The organism is Veillonella rodentium (genome assembly GCF_900187285.1).
Classification (GTDB): domain Bacteria; phylum Bacillota; class Negativicutes; order Veillonellales; family Veillonellaceae; genus Veillonella; species Veillonella rodentium.
Map to the genome: position 1 here is coordinate 122,676 of NZ_LT906470.1, position 18,073 is coordinate 140,748.

An 18,073-nucleotide genomic window follows, 5' to 3' on the forward strand; every position below is an offset into this window, starting at 1 on the left:
CTTTTCTGTTTAAAGGCCCGCAGTGAATGTATTCATGATTAGATCTGTAGCATGATATCCTGCAGTATCTGATCAATTTCCATATGATTGTCTCTCAGTAATTTATCGGGATCATATCTGTCATAGAAGCCTTTTTGAATGCCGTAGTTCATGACCTTGATGTTCTGCCTGCCATAGTATGCGGCAATTTTCTGTCCGAAGCCGCCGTCAATGACGCCGTCCTCCAGCGTGATGATGAGAGAATGGTTTTCCTGTAATCGGTCGAGCAGAGCCGTATCCGGTTCCGATATCAAAAGCGGCTTTATCACGGTCGGTGTGATAGCATGTTTTGCTTTCACCGCTTCGGCCAGGGAAATGGCACGCCGGTAAAAGTTACCGACACCTATAATGGCGATTTTACTGCCCTCCCGGACGGTTTCCCAGCTGCGGAGACTAACATCCGTAATGCCTTGTGTCCGAAGAGGCTCGTGAGTCGGTGTCCCTACGGGAACCCGTATGGCGACAGGATAATCATGATGCTGCAAGCCGAACTGAATGGACGCCTGTAATTCTTCCACAGTGGCGGGCGCAATATAGGTCAGATTCGGGATGTTGGTGAGCATAGGAATATCGCTGAATCCCAGATGCGTGATGTCCTTTGTACCGTAAATGGAGGCGCGATATACGAGAATCAAAGCGTTGCTGTTGTTAATGCATACGTCGTTTACCAGCTGATCGTAAGCCCGTTGCAGGAATGTGCTGTATATCGGTAAAATCGGCTTTGCATCGGCGCGAGCGATGCCGGCCGACAGAGTCACGGCATGTTCCTCGGCGATGCCCACATCGATATATTGAGCGCCCAATTTCTGACGAACCTCAGGCGTCAGACAAAATCCGCCGGGCGTGGCCGCCGTGATGAGGCAGGCCGATTTGTTCGCTTCCAACTCGGCAATCAATTCCTTTGCAGCGATAGCTTCGTATGTGTTATTATAATTTTTATTGACTACGCCTGTGGTGACGTCGAATGATGACGGATTGTGAAAGTCTTCCGGTGCCATTTCCGCCGCTGTATAACCGAACCCTTTCGTCGTGCGGATATGCAAGATGACGGGGCGCGGATAATTTATTACTGATTTAAATTCCGCGATCAATGATAAAATCGAGTTGCCTTCTTCGATATAGCGGTAATCAAAGCCGAGAGCTTTAAATATATTGTTCGTACAAGTTCCGTTCGTGTCCCGCAATTCTTTTAAATGTGTGTACAAACCGCCGTGATTTTCGGCGATGGACCGGTCGTTATCGTTGATGATCACGATGCAGTTGGACCGTAGCGTAGCGAGATGATTTAAGGCCTCAAAGGCCTCGCCGCCGGATAATGCGCCATCCCCGATGAGCGCGATGATATTTTCCCTTGTTTTATTGAGGTCGCGACCGATTACGAGCCCGCATGCCAGACTTAGAGCGGTGGATGCGTGCCCCAGGTGAAACAGATCGCAGTTACTTTCACGTGGATTACTGTAACCTGAAACAGTGCTGAATTTATTTTCCTGCGTGAACCCTTCGAGCCTGTCGGTCAATATTTTGTGGGCGTAACTCTGGTGGGATATGTCAAATATGATCTTGTCGCCGGGGCAGTTAAATACGTAGTGAAGCGCAAGAATAATGTCTGTGGCGCCCAATGATGGACCTACGTGGCCGCCTCGAATCGATGTTCTGTGAATGATTGCCTCGCGTATTTCCCGTGCTATTTCCAGTAACTCTGCTTCGGTGCATTGTTTTAAATCACCGGCTGAATGTATTTGTGAAAGCTTCATGTTGTTACCTAAACTTTATTTTGCTGTCTAAATGAGACTTCTATTAGTAAATGGTAGAGATGATTTGTGTTCATAGGTGAAAAAAATATGAATACTGTCTATTATTATAACATGAGATGAAGTTGATTATTATAGTATGAGATAAAGTCGATTATCGGTAGAGAATTTAACGGGAAAATTTCAGATAAATCATGAAAAATAAATGAAACTGTGTTATCATAGAAGATATAATTCAGTTTGTTCGTTACATTTATTAAGAGAGGAAAAATCTATGAATAAACAGTGGGTTAGTCCCCCGTTATTAGTACAGGCCTTAATGATTATCGTCGATTATATTGCTATTGTATGTGGCATTATTTCCGCATATAATATCAGAACCGCATTGCCGTTCTGGAATGGTGCTAATAGTTTACATGTAGATTTTTTCTATGGATATGTTATTACCCCTATAGTGTTTATTATCGTGCTGTTATTAAACAGTGCATATAATATGGATAAGGCCTATTGGGATAAGATTAAAATTATATTTCGGTCCATAACAATCGGTATAGTTGTATCCATCGTTCTGATGTATGCGGGGCATATTATCGACAATGTATCCCGTTTATTTGTCGGCTTATCTTATATATTTATACTGTTATATGTTATCGTTTTACGATATATATTAGTACAAATATTGATAAAGCTGAAATTATTATATATTCCGATTTTATTGGTCGGAGCGGGAAAAACGGCGGAATTAGTTGATCGATATCATGACAGAATGCTTATTAATTACTATAAAATTATCGGCTTTGTGGACGATAATCCGAAGTCCTCATTATTAGCGCAAAAGTATCCGCGTTTGGGCGGCTTTAATGACGTGGAGGCCGTCATTAAAAGATATAACGTATCCACTGTATTGGTGTGTGCTCCCGGTCTTGAATCAAAAAAATTAGTGTCCTTAATTAACCGCTTACAGCTGCTTGTAAAAAGGGTTTCCTTCGTACCGGAGCTGTTCGGATTGCCGGCCAGCAATATTTCGGCTCGCGGCATGATGGAGGAACAGGCCGTCGTATTGCGGGTGCAGAACAATTTAGCGCGTAAGTCCAACCGCATCATGAAACGCATCTTTGATATCGTGGCTACCGTCTGCGGCGGTATCTTGATCTTGCCGATTATCGCTGTCGTGGCGGTGTTGATTTATCTCGACTCTCCGGGACCTATCGTGTTCGGCCATAAACGGGTCGGTCAGGGCGGCAAGGAATTTTTCTGCTATAAATTCAGATCCATGGTTCCCAATGCGCAGGAAGCGTTGGAAATTTATTTAAAAGAACATCCGGAAGCTCGCGAAGAATGGGAACGGGACTTCAAGTTAAAGGATGATCCGCGGGTTACAAGAATCGGAAAATTCCTGCGCAAGACCAGCCTCGATGAACTGCCGCAGCTATGGAATGTCCTCATGGGCGATATGAGCCTTGTGGGACCGCGTCCTATCGTTCGAGATGAAATCGTAAAATACGGCGATTATATCAATGATTTCTATCTTGTACCGCCCGGCATTACCGGTGTGTGGCAGGTCAGCGGTCGCAGTGATACCACCTATGAAGAACGGGTGTTAATGGACTCCTGGTATGTGCATAACTGGTCCGTGTGGATTGATATTGTATATTTGATAAAAACGGTATTGGCCGTTGTGAAGGGAAAGGGAGCGTATTAATGATATACGATTATTTAGTTGTAGGGGCGGGCCCGTTCGGTGCCGTATTTGCTCATGAGGCGCACAAGCGCGGTAAATCCGTTCTCGTCATCGATCGACGTCATCATGTGGCGGGTAATTTATATTGTGAAAGCAAGGATGATGTCAATATTCATGTATATGGTGCCCATATTTTTCATACATCGATGAAGCATGTGTGGGAGTATGTGAACCGGTTTGCCGAATTCAATCACTATGTGAACAGTCCGGTAGCGAATTATAAGGGCGAGATGTACAATTTGCCGTTCAACATGAATACATTCTCCAAGATGTGGAACATACGCACGCCGAAAGAGGCGGAGGCGATCATTACGGAGCAATGTCAGGTAATTACGGGCGAGCCGAAGAACCTTGAGGAGCAGGCAATCAGCCTTGTTGGTACGGATATTTATGAAAAGCTTATCAAGGGCTATACGGAGAAACAATGGGGCCGTAAATGCACGGAACTGCCTGCTTTCATCATTAAACGATTACCTGTGCGTTATACATACGATAATAACTATTTTAATGATCGCTTCCAAGGTATTCCTATGGGCGGTTATACGAAGATGATTGAGCGTATGCTGGACGGTATCGAGGTGCGATTGGGCGTAGATTTCCTTACGCATCGCGATGAATATGAAAGCATAGCGAAAAAGATTATTTATACGGGCCCTATCGATGAATATTTCGAGTATTCTGAAGGAATATTGGAATACAGAGGTCTTCATTTTGAAACAGAGCGTCTCGAAGAAGAAAACCATCAAGGTGTGGCCGTTGTGAACTATACGGAAGCGGATATCCCGTATACCCGTATCATCGAGCATAAGCACTTTGAATTCGGTACGCAGCCCGTTACCTATGTGACGAAAGAATATCCGAAAGACTGGAAAATAGGTGAAGAAGCGTATTATCCCGTAAATGATGTAAAGAATTTGGATTTATACGCCAAGTACGTAAAAAAAGCCGAAGCGGAGACGAAGGTAATCTTCGGAGGCCGCTTAGGGGAATATAAATATTACGATATGGATAAGGTCATTGCGAGTGCGTTGGCACTGGTTGAAAGAGAATTGGTTTAATTATCTTTTTACAGGTTACAAATATATTTGATGTATTACATTAATTTGTAAATTGTGAGTTGTAGTTGTCTTGATATGCTGTAACTGTTGAACGTGTGTAAGAAAATATATAGTGTGTGTAAGGAGCACAACAGTGAATATAAAAATTTTAGTAGCCACTCATAAGCAATATTGGATGCCGACAGATTCTGTCTATATGCCAATCCATGTGGGGAGAGCGGGCAAATCTGACATTGGTTATATTGGAGATCATACGGGGGACAATATCTCCGAGAAAAACGCAAATTACTGCGAGTTGACGGGTTTATATTGGGCATGGAAGAATCTTGAGGCGGATTATATCGGTCTTGTTCATTACAGACGATATTTTACGCGTAAAGAGGTGCGTTCTGTAGAGGATAAAAAGAACCAGATCCTCACCGGCGAGGAATGGGAAACATTGCTTTCACAATACCCTGTGGTGGTAGCGGATAAGCGCAAATATTATATTGAAACGAACAGGTCTCATTACAACAATGCTCATCATAGTGAAGGCCTTGATGTGGCGGAGCAGATCATCGCTGAGCGATATCCTGAATACAGTGCCGCTTTCACGACGGTCTGCAATCGTACATGGGCGCATATGTTCAATATGTTTGTGATGCGTCGGGATTTGTATAATCAGTATTGTGAATGGATGTTCTCCATATTGGCTGAGCTGGAAATGCGCGTGGATATTTCCGGTTATGATGCGTACGAATCGCGTATTTACGGATTTGTCAGCGAAATTCTGCTCGATGTGTGGCTCGAAGCGAATCGCATTGAGTATAAGGAACAAAATGTATCCTTTATGGAGCCGCAGAACTGGGTGAAAAAAGGAAGTGCTTTTTTGTTTAGGAAGATTGGCTGGAAAAATAAAAATCGTTAATGTTATAGAAGAGTTAAAATATGTAAATAATAGATAGGATTTATGTATGACACGATTAAGCTTGCAGGAAATTCAACAGGAAGAATTAAATTTACTGCTGCAATTTCAGGAGTTTTGTAAAAAAAATAATTTGATATATTATTTGTGTGGTGGAACGCTGTTAGGTGCAGTAAGACATAAAGGCTTTATCCCTTGGGATGATGATATTGATGTATCTATGCCGCGTCCTGACTATGATAGAATGATTCAGATTGTTCGAAATAAAGAGACCGATTTACAAATTAGGGCGTTTGAACTTGGCGATTTCGAGTTCCCTTATGCAAAGCTTATTAATCCTAATTTAGAAATAAAGTTAGAGTACTCAACAAGTAAGGCGGCTTATCTTTGGTTGGATATTTTTCCTATTGATGGGTTGCCGGATTCTTTAAAAGAAACGGAAGTTCTTTATAAGAAGGTACATTATTTGTTAATGTTGTTGAAAATAACTAAAGCAAAACTTGGTACAGGAAAATCTTTCTTTAAGAAAATAATTAAACTAGTTATACAACCTTTACTTAAACTATATGGTGAGAAACGATTAGCGAATCATCTTAAATCTTTAGCATTGGCTAGTCCTTATGTAGATGCAAAATGGGTCGGTGGAGTTACTTGGGGATTGAATGGAATAGGAGAAAGAGTACCTAAGAACGAATTTGAGAAGACTGTGCTTCTTGAGTTTGAGGGAGTACAATTACCTACTTTTTCATGTTGGGAAACGTATCTACAGGGAATGTATGGTGATTATATGAAATTACCACCCGAGGAAAAACGATTTACTCATGAAATGAAAGTATATAGAGTTGGTACAAATAAGTAGTCTGCTTTCGGAGATTGATAAAGCGGTATATATGTAGGAGTGCTATAATGAATATAGTATTGTTGATTGCAGGTGGTGTGGGAAGTCGTTTTGGGGCTAATATTCCTAAGCAATTTGTAGAAATTAATAATAAGCCAATTATTGCTTATACGTTGGAAACGTTTCAAAAAGCTATTGAGATTGATCAAATTATAGTTGTTTCTGTAGCTGGATGGGAAGATTATATAGAAAGATTAAAAGATACTTTTTCTATTACAAAGCTCACTCATATTATTACAGGTGGTAGTTCTCGTTTTGAATCAATTTATAAAGGCTTAATTTCGCTTGAAGATATTGCTGATAAATCAGACCTTATATTGATTCATGATGCTGTACGTCCTTGTGTGACAACCAATCAAATTAATAGTAGTCTTAGAGTGGCAAAGGTTCAGGGGGCAGCTCTTGCGGTAGCATCCTGTTATGATACTATGTTTGTTAGTCGTAATGGAACGATTATTGATGATGTGTTTCCTAGAGAGGAACTTTTCAAAGGGCAAACACCGGAATCAATTCAATATGGTATTGCATATAATGCATATAAAGAAGCTGAGCAAAAAGGGCTTTATATTGATTCACCAACAAGTTTATTGCTGAAATTAAATATTCCAGTGGGGTTATCTTTAGGTTCACAGGAGAATCTTAAGATTACTACAATGGAAGATATAGCTCTTTTTAAGACTATTATTGAAGAGGGAGGAAATGAATGAAAGCATTAGTGCTTCATGGGATTGGTGATTTACGTTATGATGATGTAGAATTATCAAAACGATTAGATGATGAAGTAACGGTACATATACAGGCAGCGGGAATTTGCGGTAGTGATGTCCCGCGAGTATTTGAGAAAGGAACCTATACTTTCCCTACTATTCCAGGACACGAGTTTTCCGGTATTATTACAGATGCTAATGATAAATTATTAGTTGGTAAAAAGGTTGCTGTTTTTCCACTCATTCCTTGCGGAAAATGCCAATCGTGTTCGATTGGTAAATATGAGTTGTGTAATCACTATGATTATTATGGCTCTCGTCGTGATGGTGGTTTTGCTGAATATTTGCAAGTGAAGCTTGATAATATCGTGGTAGTTCCTGATGATATGGATCTTCGGCATGCTGCAATGGCAGAGCCCTGTGCTGTAGCTCTTCACGCCATTCGTCAAGCAGGACTTAAAGGTTTTGAACGGGTAGCAATTTGGGGAATTGGACCTATTGGGCTTTTAGTGGCTATGTGGTTAAAGCGGTTTGGAGTTAAACAAATTATTCTCGTTGCAAGAGATCAAAAAAAGTTAGATTTTGCACAATCTCTAGGTTTTACAGATTTAATTAATAGTAATACGAAAAACGTAGTTAATGCGATTCAAGAAATAACAGATAATGAAGGTGTTCATGTTTGTATTGAAGGCACTGGTGCAAGTCAACCATTAGCTGAAGCGTTACAATCTATTGCAAGGGAAGGCACGTTATTAACTATGGGAAATCCTGCTGGTAAGATTGAGTTAGCACAAGCCGATTACTGGTGTATTTTACGTAAACAACTGAAGCTGATTGGTACATGGAATAGTAGCCATAATTTGGTTCAAGATGATTGGAAAGATGCTATCTATGCAATGTACACAAAAGCCATAGATGTAGAGCCTTTAATTAGTCATGAATATAAATTACAAAATTATGTAGAGGCTTTTGAGTCGATAAAAGATAAGCAGATTCATACATGTAAAGTTATGTTTGTGAATTAATAGGAGAAATTATGCTAGAAAGTAAAATCTCTGCATCACTTATGTGTGCTAATTTATTGACTATTGAAAAAGATGTTCGTGAATTAGAAGCGGCTGGTGTAGATTATATGCATATTGATATTATGGATGGTTTATTTGTCCCTAATATTATGCTGAATAATTTATTTATTGAAGCGGTTCGCTCAATAACAAAACTACCATTTGACATTCATTTAATGGTTATGAATCCGGAAACAAAATTAGATTGGTTTGATATTCGAGAAGGAGATTTTGTATCTATTCATTATGAATCAACATCTAATGTATTAGGGAGTTTACAATTAATTGAAGAAAAAGGTGCTAAGGCGGCTGTTGCGCTTAGTCCAGCAACTCCAATTGAAATATTGAGTTATTTATTAAAAAATTTATCTATGGTAAATATTATGGCTGTAAATCCGGGATTTGCAGGTCGTACGATGGTACCCATGACATTACAAAAGCTAACAGATACTCGTAAATTTTTGGATGCACGAGGGTATCATCATATATCTATAGAAGTTGATGGGAATGTTTCACCAGAGAATGCCCCATTAATGCGTCAAGCTGGTGCAGATATGTTTGTTGGGGGATCCTCTGGTTTATTTTGTAAGGATACTTCCATCAATACAAATGTAGAGCTATTTAGAAAATTGATATTATAGTATGTAGATAATAAAGGAGCGCATGCTTTTATGGAAGCAAAAACTATTGAATATAGCATTTTAAAAGATATTGTTAAAGAAAAATGGAAACGATTTTTATTATTTGGCATTATTATGTTAGCAATAAGTCTTATCATTGCATTTACTATCCCTAAACAATATACATCAAATGTTATGTTTCAGGTAAAACCTCGAGGTTCTGCTCAAGTAGCTGGTAATAGCGCATTAGCCGCTTTGGTGGGTTTTAATGGTGGTGATTCGTCACTTACATATATGTCTATTTTAAAGAGTAGTCGTGTTTTAGAGCCGGTTATTCAAAAATTGGATATTCCAGATGAAGATAAAGAACAAATGACTGCTGATATATTTGCTAAAAAATATTTAACAGTGGATAATCCTCGTGGTACGGATATTTTAACTTTCAGTATAGAAGCGGATTCTCCTGAAGAAGCTCAAACTATTGCTCAGAATGTAACTGAGTCATTTCAATTAGCATTAAGTGATTTGAGTGGAACACAAGATTCGGGAATTGTTAAACTATTGAGTCAAAAAACTGATGCTGCAAAAAAAGATTTAGAGCAAAAAATTCAAGCTTTAGAAAAATATAAGCAGGAAAGTGGTGTATATGCACCATCAGATCAAGAAAAAATGTTACTAGAAAAATCTGCAGGCTATGATAAAGCTAAAGCAGATGCGGAAGTACAATTAAACACTAACTCAGCAATTGTTAGTAATATGGAATCTCAATTATCGGATCAAAATGCTAAAGTGCTAGAATCTAAAATGGCGGATAATCCGGAAATTCAGGAAATTAGAAACAAGTTATTGAATGCAAATCAAAACTTAGCAGCATTACGATTTAAATTTACCGATACATATCCAGAGGTTATAAAGGCTCAGGAAAATGTAAACTATTTAAATCAACAATTAGATACGACTGTTAGTAAGGCGGTACGATCTGAAAATGTATCGTTAAGTGCGGCTCAGGCAGAAATCCTCAAAAAAAGAATTGTAGCTAAAAGCAATGCAGATGCAGCGCAGGCAAGTATTGAAACACTAAAAACATTGGCTGAACAGAATAAGCTGTTAACAAATGAGTTTTCTACTAAATCAATTAAGTTTTTTAAACTTGAAAGAGATGTGAATATAGCTAAGGAAACTTATACAACTCTTGTTAAAACTACTGAATCTCTAAAAATGAAAGAAAACCTTGATAGCATGGATGTGCGTATTGTTGATAAAGCATCACTTCCTATTAAACATTCCTGGCCAAAACGAGCTCTTATTGTTCTGGTTGGAGGTTTAATTTATGCTTTGATTATTATAGGCTACTTATATATCGGATACTCCAGACGAGTTAAGCAGGTGATATAGATGCTGTTTTGGATAGGATTAACGATCCTTACATTAGGGACAATCGTTTTCTATAAAGCTATTCCTCAAACATATAATAAAAGTATACCTATTTTATTATTTATAGTACTGACTTTTCTAGGGATGTTTCGCTATCAAATCGGGACAGATTATGATTGGTATTCATTGCTCTTTTATACGGCTAAAGTCGGTGACATATATCCTGAGTTAAGTTTTATACTTTTTGTAGATTTTTTACGAAGCAATGGATTTTCTTTTCAGGTGATGTTTATTATCTATGAAGTTTTAATCATGGCGTTTTTATGGTTAGGACTGAGGTACTATGAACGTAATAACTATGAAATAATTCTTTTGGCTTTAATATTTTTCTTTTTAAGTCAATATATGGGGACATTAAATGGGATCCGTCAAGAATTAGCTATGTTGATTATTTTTTGGGGCTATAAATATTGTTTGAAGCGTCGACTTTTACCCTATATATTAGTTGTTTTGGTGGCCTTTTTTATCCATAATAGTGCAGTTATTGCAATATTACTCTATTTTGTCCCTAGAAAATTATATCAATGGTATTGGTACGTTATAGCCTTTGCTATTTCCTTAGTTATCTGGAAATTAAATATCATGGCAAATATTGTTATCAAATTAGGTAGCATATTATTAGGGGATATTTGGTATATGGTATATTTGACCGATAAAGATGCGGCTGGTAATATGACCGGACTTTATTTGATATATCAATTGGGTGTTATTTTAATTGCTAGATTGGCAATTAAAGATCTTAATCCTAAATATGCTCAAATGCTTAACTGTTGCTTCTTTGGCTTGCTAGGGCACTTTATATTTGCTTTTTCGTTGCCAATAGTACGAACCACTGCATATTTTGAGTTTTTTACAATTATTATTTGGGCATTATGTGTAATGTATTTAAATAATAAGATTATAATAAAAACGACAAAATATAGATATTTACTTCCTTTAGGTTATTTACTTCTTGTTTTGCCTACGTTTATATTCCTCAGAGGATTGGATAATACGCCACAAAATTATTATGTACATTGGCGAAATACAAATCCGTCTAGCATGAATATTAATTATAGTTTTAACTTTAAAATCTTTGATTAGTGGGTTAGTGAAAGTGAGACATCCATGAATGGAGATAATCCTTTAGTAAGTATTATCATTCCGGTATATAATGGTGAGAATTATATCGAAGAATGCATTAACAGTGTACGAAAACAAACCTATACAAAAACTGAGATTGTTATTATTAATGATGGCAGTACAGATTTGACAGAGTCAATTTGTAAGCGCTTTGTTGGAGATAATATTATTTTATTTTCTACATCTAATCAAGGTGTTAGTAGTGCTAGAAACAAAGGGCTTGATATTGCGACAGGTGAATTTATTTTATTTGTTGATGCTGATGACATTATAGATGCTACTTATGTGGAGAACTTATTATTACATCATAAAGAGGCGGATTTAGTTGTAGGTAGTATTGAGATTATAAATCGAGATACAAAACAAATTAAAACTACACTGAAAGATGCAATGAATATTCCTCTATGTGGAAGCTTTGGGGATTATTATTCCCTATTGCAACCTAATCTTTTAGGACCGGTAGCAAAATTATATAGACGGGATATTTTAAATAAATATAATATACGTTTTCCTGTGGAGTATAGTTTAGCGGAAGATCAAATATTTAACTTTCAATATTATAAGTATATAGATGCTTATTATTATGAAAGTGCTGCAGTATATCAAGTGATTGATAGAAATGAATCTTCGTTGTCAAAGTTACGTAATTTAAAAGCTTTTGAGGGTAGTGTTGAAAACTTAAAAGTTGCATATAATTTTTATCATAGCCGACAGATAAAAAATCAAAAGTATATGTATATCACACATGCATTGGCATTGATTAATAAATATTCCTATATAGTTGATCAGAAAAATATAAATATAGAATATAATACTTGGTTAAAGTATAGAGAAAGAGTTAATAAGATCCTTTCATGTGTGCCTATAACTTTTTATGTGAGTAGACGGTTAGGGCTTATTAAAAATATAGCTTGGAACAGCATTGTTTTATTAGGGCCGACTCTTTTGATGATATATTGTAGATTAAAAAATAAACAGTAGAATTATCCGGAGATGATTAACAAAAGTGTTGGCAAGGAGTTACTTATGAAATATAGAGGAATTAAGAGTGGCGTTATAGCAGCTTTTATAGCAACCAGTATCTGTCAGTTCAGCTTTGCTGCAGATATGTCGTATGAGGGTGAAATGCCAAATTCATCAATTGAAATGACAGCTGGTCAGATCAGTGAGGTATCAACCGGTAAAATGGAAGCTAATTTACGGGTTAAGCATAAACAGAATCTTTCAAAAGAGGACAAAGCTAAATTAGTTATTGAAAATGGTGAATATATAGATCCAAAGGCTAGTGTTTTTACACTAGCTCGCCCGGATATTGGAGAATATAGGCTTGCTAAATATGATAAAATTAATATTCAAATATTAGGATATTCGCGAGGAGATTTAGGATTTAGTAGTAATTCGGGTGATGCTACTAGTAATTCTGGAATTAGTTTAGTTATTGGCCCGGATGGTCGTATTAGTACACCGTACACAGGGGTAGTTAAGTTAGCAGGATTAACACTCGATGAGGCGAATCAAGTGTTAACCGAAAAATTTGCTAACTATATTAAACAGCCTCATATATCAGTTAATGTTTCCGAATATGGAGGCCGACAAATCTATGTAATGGGTGAGGTTGCTAAACCCGGTATTTATCGACTTGGAGCTGATTATATGAATGTATTTGCGGCTATATCAAGTGCTAATGGAACCTTGCGAAAAGGAAGGCCAAAACATATTCAAGTGGTACGAGTTATTGATGATACCGTATATGTTCGTGAAGTGGATTTAGAAAGTTTTATTAAAAAACAAGATATAAAACAAAATATTGCATTACAAGATGGAGATATGATTTACGTTCCAAAATCACATCGTTTAATTTTGGGTGAAATTTTACCTTATATTTCTGCGGCGTATGCTATTAGACATTTATAATGAGTATCATGGATAGTATGTCATCAAGTAATCGATCTAAAGAAAGACGTGTAGGTGTTCTTTTATCGTATTTGTTTTTATTATCAAATACAGTTATTAATTTAGCGTATGTACCGATTTTGATTCACTATATAGGAATCGATCAATTTGGTCTATATAAATTACTTGGTTCTTTTATTGCTTACTTTGGAGTCCTTGATTTTGGGCTGTCTGCAACTATTGTTCGATTTTTAGTCAAATATAAAGTTAATGGTGAAGTAGAAAATATTAATAAATTGCTATCTGTTGCAGGCCTGTTATATACAGGAATTGGTGTTATTATTGCATCTATAGGTGTTTATTTTTATTTTCTATTTCCAACTTTATTTCCTAAATTAAGTACTGATTTATTAAATAGCGGGCAAATTATTCTTTTGTTTTTATTATTTAATATTTTGGTTCTATTTAGCACTAAAATATTTGATGCGATTATCATAAGTGACGAGCGATTTATATTTCTAAAAACTTGTGGTATTGTACAAATTTTAATTCAACCTGTTTTTATTGTTGTTGCTATCATTTATTATCCGTATGCTTTAACAGTTGTGATAGTGCAAACGTTAACAAATGTGGCTCTGGTTATTGCGAAGTATATGTATGTTAAATGGTATATGGGCTTTACGTATTCATTTACAGGCTGGGATAGCAAAGTCGTTAAGAATATTAGTAATTTATCACTTAGCTTTTTTGTGGTTAGCGTAGTTGATCAAATATTTTGGCAAAGCAATCAATTGATTATTGGAGCCAAATTAGGTAGCTTTTATGTAGCCGCATATGCGATTGCCAGTCAGATTTATATTAACTATATGAATATTTCGCTTGCCATATCAGGTGTTTTATTACCCAAAGTGACAGCTATGATTGCTACAAATGCTTCTGATAATGAAATTACTGATGTTTTTATTAGAGTAGGGCGATTACAGTTTTATATTTTATCGCTTATCTTATCTGGGTTTATTATATTCGGGCATGAATTTTTATATTTTTGGGTTGGTGCTAAGTTTGATCTGGTATTCGAAGTAGTATTAATTATAATTAGTGCTTTTACGATTGACCTTATTCAAAATTTAGGATTAACGATTATGCAAGCTCGTAATGTATATTATATTCGTGCAATTGTATATACAATTGTCGGTGTACTTAATATAGCTCTTTCTTATTATTGGATACCGGTATATGGCATTATTGGGGGAGCGTATTCTACTGCTTTATGTATGTTAATTGGCAACGGCTTTGTAATGAATTATTATTACTATCGTTATATGAATATAAATATAGTAAAGTTTTGGCTAGAAATTATAAAGATTGCGATTATTCCTTGTGTGTTGGTTCCGATTATGCTGTATATAAAGAATTATTTATATACACAACCATCTTTGAGTGTATGGATAGTTTTGATTTTTATTTATGTAGTTCTACTGTTGGCGTGTTATATTAAATTCTCATTTAATAATTATGAACATGATTTGGTATATAAGGTTATTAATAAATTGAAATAGTATATTTGCTTTTGGGGGAAGTGTAAGAGGGAAAATGTATAGAATATTGCAAGCGACTGTATCTAATGATAAGGGAGGATTGACAAAATATATTTGTCAAAATTATAGATATATTGATAAAGATCAATATCAGTTCGGCTTTTTAACTTATGAAGATATTTTAGATTTTGAGGAAGAGTTTATAAAGAAAGGTGCTTTATTTCATCGAATTACATCGCCAATATATTTTATAAGTTATATAAAAAGATTAAGAGCTATTAGACTTAAATATAATTATCAAGCGGTACACATTCATACATCGTATGCAAATATCATCGTATTATTAGCTTTTAAATTAGCCGGTTATAAAAAAATTCTTATTCATTCTCATAGTTCCAAAATTGATGATGCTAATGCAGTGAAAAGGGTTGTAAAGACGGCTATACATCGAATTGGTAAGGAAGTGACACCTTTTATAGGTAATACTTTGTTGGCCTGTTCAAAGTTGGCCGGTAAGTGGTTGTATCCATCAAGGGTGCAAGATAAAGTTATAGTTGCAAATAATGCTATTGATTTAGAGCCTTTCCGATTTAAGCGAGAGGTTCGTGAACAAAAAAGAAAAGAATTAAAGATTACGGATAAAACACTCTTACTTCATATCGGACGCTTTACCTATCAAAAAAATCATACATTTTTAATAGATGTGTTTAATGAATATTATAAGTTAGATAATAATGCGGTACTTTTATTGGTTGGCGATGGACCACTTCGATTAGAGATCCAACACAAACTTAATACTTTGTCATGCAAGAATAACGTAGTTTTCTTGGGGGTTCGACAAGATATTCCTGAATTACTTCAAGCAGCCGATATATTTTTACTGCCATCTAATTTTGAAGGACTTCCACTAGTCGCTGTTGAAGCACAGGCGACGAGTATTCCGTGTTTGTTGGCAGATACAATAACTAAAGAATCAAAGATTTTAGATACGACAGAGTTTTTATCTATTGATGATATTAACGAATGGGTAGAGTGTATTTCAAAATATAAAACAGTATCAAGATTTGATGCTCATGATAAGTTAAGACAGGCTGGATATGATATTCAAACGGAGATACATAGGATTGAAAAAGTATATCAAAACTTGTGATATTAATTTAGTAATTATATTCTTATAAGAAATCTTAAATTGCAATATGAAATTGAACAGTATCCAAATCTACAATTTTATTAACTTCTTCAAGAAAGACATCCAAAGGGGTTCTATAATTTAGAAGCTTGCGTGGCAAATTATTACACCATTGAAGTGTTCGTTGAATTGTTTCCTCCGAAACGGCTTTTATTGGCATTCCTTTCGGTATACATCTACGAAGTAAACCATTATGCCTTTCGTTCGATCCACGTTCCCAAGCAGAATAAGGTCGAGCAAAATAAATAGACAAAGTTTCATTTTCTAAATCAGATATCTCTGAAAACTCTAAACCGTTATCTGCAGTTATTGTTTTACATAAGCAGGCTAGATTAACATCTTTAAACGTATTTAACCATGCATGCAGTGTTTCTTTTACATCAGTAGCCCGTGCTGATGGACATCGTAAAGCCACATACAATCTGCTTTTACGCTCAAGTAAAGAGATTAAAACATGGTCTGTCTTATCTTTTATTCCACGGACGGTATCTAATTCCCAATGTCCGAATTCCTCGCGCGTTTCAATATTAGGATCACGAAGCTCTATGGATTTACCAAGTTCTCGCTTATGTTTTCTAGAAATAGATTTTCGTTGGGAACGCCGTACTACCAATGGTAAATCAATTGCTTTTATTCTCAATACACCTTTGTGAAGATAATTATATAAAGTTTTAGCACAAACCATTTCATTACGCACAAACAAACCCTTATGTTTAGCATATCCAACAGCAGCATCAAAGGACCAATGATCATTTAGAACTTTGCTTTCAATCCAATTTATAAAAGATTCTATAGCACCAACTCTCATGGTATTAAAGGAGCCCATACGTTGTCTTTCATAGGTTGCCTGTCCAGAATCAGCTAAATATACAAGTTGAGATTTACCTTGTCGAATTTGAATTACAGTACCGCGTTTTAATTCTGTATAAATAGTTGTTCTGGAACGGCCCAGTGCACGTGAAATTGCAGTAATACTGTCTCCTAGAACGATTCTCTTTTCTAAATAAAATCGTTCTTCGAAGTTTAAGTGTTTGTTTGTGCGTAATGTCGTGTTATGATTATTGTAGTCCATAGTGATTACCTCGGTTATATTTTGATTAGGCACCTAAATCATAACACAAGGTTCACTATGGATTTTTTATTTGTTCAATTTCATTCTACAATTAAGCTCTTATAAGAAATTTATTATGAATAGCAAAATGACCTTCTCATATTAGATTACATCTAGTTTGCGAAGGTCATTTTATTGTGTAACTATATTTGAATGTTTAATCATTATGATTAACAGTTTGTTCTTATCTATTTTCATCTTCATCGCGAGTCCCCTTAGTACGCAGTTCCATAGCCGGACATTCACTAGAGAGGGCCGACTCCTCTGCGATGGGGTACGATGTGTCTTCCAGGTTCACGGTTTGCAGCAATTTTTCGGCGTCGTCGTTCTGGATGGAGATTTTCTTGTTGTACCAGCTACCGAATTCGCGGATAACCGGTTCATTGCGTCGGAAATATGTGTACTGATTGATTTTACGGGATTCTACGAGTTCCGCATTTTCCAGGATGCTCATGAATGTGGAAATGGACGACTGCGATACACCGCAGCGCTTCTGGATGCTTTTAACACTGACGCTGTGTGGGAAATCGATGAGACTGTCGGCGTGTATCTGTACACCGAATTCCTGCTCCGGGCGTTTCAGCCACAATATAATATTTAACCGATGTGGATTTGATAATGCTTTCAAGATTCTTAACGGGTCCATATGGCCTCCTCTGGTGATATATTCCAAAATAATGAGTGCCTAACCTTGACCGTGGTCCTGCATTATGCGGTCGTATTATACGCGTGTTGCTCCGTATAGGGTTTTCTTACCTTTATCATACCCTCTTTTTTCCGTGAAAGCCAGAAAAAATTATAAATTTCACGAATTGATGAATTTTATTGCACATTGAAAATGTATTGCATGAATAAGTATGTGAAAGTCTATCTTGGTTATGCAAGTCTGCCGGAATCTTACATTTTACATTCATGAATACAGATTATTTTCATACTTTTGTGGTATGTTGGGCAGGTATTTTAGGTCTTTATCGTGAATATATATTATATAGACTTATGTAAGT

At 36.3% G+C, this 18,073-nt stretch carries 16 protein-coding genes; 13 read left to right on the plus strand and 3 right to left on the minus strand.

Annotated features, from left to right (window positions below; translation table 11 throughout):
• Window positions 1-38 precede the first annotated feature (38 nt).
• A complete protein-coding gene (locus CKV62_RS00360; protein WP_095064729.1) occupies window positions 39-1,793 on the minus strand; it encodes a 1-deoxy-D-xylulose-5-phosphate synthase in 1,755 nt (584 codons plus the stop codon).
• Between the two features lie 271 nt (window positions 1,794-2,064).
• On the opposite strand from CKV62_RS00360, the gene wbaP reads away from it, so the two are divergent.
• The 13 genes from wbaP to CKV62_RS00425 all read left to right on the plus strand — a co-directional run bounded on the left by wbaP (window position 2,065) and on the right by CKV62_RS00425 (window position 15,919).
• On the plus strand, window positions 2,065-3,492 hold the full coding sequence (gene wbaP, locus CKV62_RS00365) for an undecaprenyl-phosphate galactose phosphotransferase WbaP (RefSeq protein WP_095064731.1): 1,428 nt from the start codon (window positions 2,065-2,067) through the stop codon (window positions 3,490-3,492).
• Window positions 3,492-4,589, plus strand: coding sequence for a UDP-galactopyranose mutase (glf, locus tag CKV62_RS00370; protein WP_095064733.1), 1,098 nt, complete (start codon window positions 3,492-3,494; stop codon window positions 4,587-4,589). Before wbaP ends, glf begins: the two co-directional genes overlap by 1 nt.
• 133 nt (window positions 4,590-4,722) lie before the next feature.
• Window positions 4,723-5,496, plus strand: a complete 774-nt coding sequence (locus CKV62_RS00375) for a DUF4422 domain-containing protein (protein WP_095064735.1) — start codon at window positions 4,723-4,725, stop codon at window positions 5,494-5,496.
• 46 nt (window positions 5,497-5,542) lie between these two features.
• The gene (locus CKV62_RS00380) at window positions 5,543-6,352 is read left to right on the plus strand and encodes a LicD family protein (protein WP_095064737.1); all 810 of its coding nucleotides are present in this window, start codon (window positions 5,543-5,545) and stop codon (window positions 6,350-6,352) included.
• Between the two features lie 47 nt (window positions 6,353-6,399).
• Window positions 6,400-7,098 (plus strand): IspD/TarI family cytidylyltransferase, encoded by a 699-nt coding sequence (locus tag CKV62_RS00385; RefSeq protein ID WP_095064739.1) that lies wholly within the window; start codon window positions 6,400-6,402, stop codon window positions 7,096-7,098.
• Window positions 7,095-8,123 carry a galactitol-1-phosphate 5-dehydrogenase gene (locus CKV62_RS00390; protein ID WP_095064740.1) on the plus strand — a complete coding sequence of 343 codons (1,029 nt, stop codon included), beginning with the start codon at window positions 7,095-7,097 and terminating at the stop codon, window positions 8,121-8,123. The genes CKV62_RS00385 and CKV62_RS00390 overlap by 4 nt, the downstream gene beginning before the upstream one ends.
• A gap of 11 nt (window positions 8,124-8,134) precedes the next feature.
• Window positions 8,135-8,803 carry a ribulose-phosphate 3-epimerase gene (locus CKV62_RS00395; protein WP_095064742.1) on the plus strand — a complete coding sequence of 223 codons (669 nt, stop codon included), beginning with the start codon at window positions 8,135-8,137 and terminating at the stop codon, window positions 8,801-8,803.
• A gap of 30 nt (window positions 8,804-8,833) precedes the next feature.
• Window positions 8,834-10,177 (plus strand): GumC family protein, encoded by a 1,344-nt coding sequence (locus CKV62_RS00400; protein WP_095064744.1) that lies wholly within the window; start codon window positions 8,834-8,836, stop codon window positions 10,175-10,177.
• On the plus strand, window positions 10,178-11,299 hold the full coding sequence (locus CKV62_RS00405; RefSeq protein WP_095064746.1) for an EpsG family protein: 1,122 nt from the start codon (window positions 10,178-10,180) through the stop codon (window positions 11,297-11,299). It begins immediately after the preceding gene.
• Between the two features lie 24 nt (window positions 11,300-11,323).
• Window positions 11,324-12,319, plus strand: coding sequence for a glycosyltransferase family 2 protein (locus CKV62_RS00410; RefSeq protein ID WP_095064748.1), 996 nt, complete (start codon window positions 11,324-11,326; stop codon window positions 12,317-12,319).
• A 45-nt stretch (window positions 12,320-12,364) separates the two neighbouring features.
• Window positions 12,365-13,252 carry a polysaccharide biosynthesis/export family protein gene (locus tag CKV62_RS00415; protein ID WP_157728903.1) on the plus strand — a complete coding sequence of 296 codons (888 nt, stop codon included), beginning with the start codon at window positions 12,365-12,367 and terminating at the stop codon, window positions 13,250-13,252.
• A gap of 8 nt (window positions 13,253-13,260) precedes the next feature.
• On the plus strand, window positions 13,261-14,790 hold the full coding sequence (locus CKV62_RS00420; RefSeq protein WP_169835169.1) for a lipopolysaccharide biosynthesis protein: 1,530 nt from the start codon (window positions 13,261-13,263) through the stop codon (window positions 14,788-14,790).
• A 34-nt stretch (window positions 14,791-14,824) separates the two neighbouring features.
• Complete coding sequence (locus tag CKV62_RS00425) at window positions 14,825-15,919, plus strand: glycosyltransferase (protein ID WP_095064754.1); 1,095 nt, start codon at window positions 14,825-14,827, stop codon at window positions 15,917-15,919.
• A gap of 34 nt (window positions 15,920-15,953) precedes the next feature.
• Here the strand turns inward: CKV62_RS00425 and CKV62_RS00430 are convergent, their stop codons facing one another.
• Together CKV62_RS00430 and CKV62_RS00435 are read right to left on the minus strand one after the other, a co-directional pair.
• Window positions 15,954-17,030 (minus strand): IS30 family transposase, encoded by a 1,077-nt coding sequence (locus CKV62_RS00430; protein WP_095064756.1) that lies wholly within the window; start codon window positions 17,028-17,030, stop codon window positions 15,954-15,956.
• Window positions 17,031-17,253: 223 nt separating this feature from the next.
• Window positions 17,254-17,715, minus strand: a complete 462-nt coding sequence (locus CKV62_RS00435) for an ArsR/SmtB family transcription factor (RefSeq protein ID WP_095064758.1) — start codon at window positions 17,713-17,715, stop codon at window positions 17,254-17,256.
• Between the last annotated feature and the right edge of the window lie 358 nt (window positions 17,716-18,073).

Excerpts from the sequence above, each read along its gene's own strand:
- CKV62_RS00360 (WP_095064729.1), bottom strand. The coding sequence starts at position 1,793 with ATGAAGCTTTCACAAATACATTCAGCCGGTGATTTAAAACAATGCACC.
- CKV62_RS00405 (WP_095064746.1), top strand. The coding sequence starts at position 10,178 with ATGCTGTTTTGGATAGGATTAACGATCCTTACATTAGGGACAATCGTT.
- CKV62_RS00410 (WP_095064748.1), top strand. The coding sequence starts at position 11,324 with ATGAATGGAGATAATCCTTTAGTAAGTATTATCATTCCGGTATATAAT.
- CKV62_RS00400 (WP_095064744.1), top strand. The coding sequence starts at position 8,834 with ATGGAAGCAAAAACTATTGAATATAGCATTTTAAAAGATATTGTTAAA.
- CKV62_RS00380 (WP_095064737.1), top strand. The coding sequence starts at position 5,543 with ATGACACGATTAAGCTTGCAGGAAATTCAACAGGAAGAATTAAATTTA.
- CKV62_RS00395 (WP_095064742.1), top strand. The coding sequence starts at position 8,135 with ATGCTAGAAAGTAAAATCTCTGCATCACTTATGTGTGCTAATTTATTG.
- CKV62_RS00385 (WP_095064739.1), top strand. The coding sequence starts at position 6,400 with ATGAATATAGTATTGTTGATTGCAGGTGGTGTGGGAAGTCGTTTTGGG.
- CKV62_RS00425 (WP_095064754.1), top strand. The coding sequence starts at position 14,825 with ATGTATAGAATATTGCAAGCGACTGTATCTAATGATAAGGGAGGATTG.
- CKV62_RS00420 (WP_169835169.1), top strand. The coding sequence starts at position 13,261 with ATGGATAGTATGTCATCAAGTAATCGATCTAAAGAAAGACGTGTAGGT.
- CKV62_RS00390 (WP_095064740.1), top strand. The coding sequence starts at position 7,095 with ATGAAAGCATTAGTGCTTCATGGGATTGGTGATTTACGTTATGATGAT.
- glf (WP_095064733.1), top strand. The coding sequence starts at position 3,492 with ATGATATACGATTATTTAGTTGTAGGGGCGGGCCCGTTCGGTGCCGTA.
- CKV62_RS00430 (WP_095064756.1), bottom strand. The coding sequence starts at position 17,030 with ATGGACTACAATAATCATAACACGACATTACGCACAAACAAACACTTA.
- wbaP (WP_095064731.1), top strand. The coding sequence starts at position 2,065 with ATGAATAAACAGTGGGTTAGTCCCCCGTTATTAGTACAGGCCTTAATG.
- CKV62_RS00415 (WP_157728903.1), top strand. The coding sequence starts at position 12,365 with ATGAAATATAGAGGAATTAAGAGTGGCGTTATAGCAGCTTTTATAGCA.
- CKV62_RS00435 (WP_095064758.1), bottom strand. The coding sequence starts at position 17,715 with ATGGACCCGTTAAGAATCTTGAAAGCATTATCAAATCCACATCGGTTA.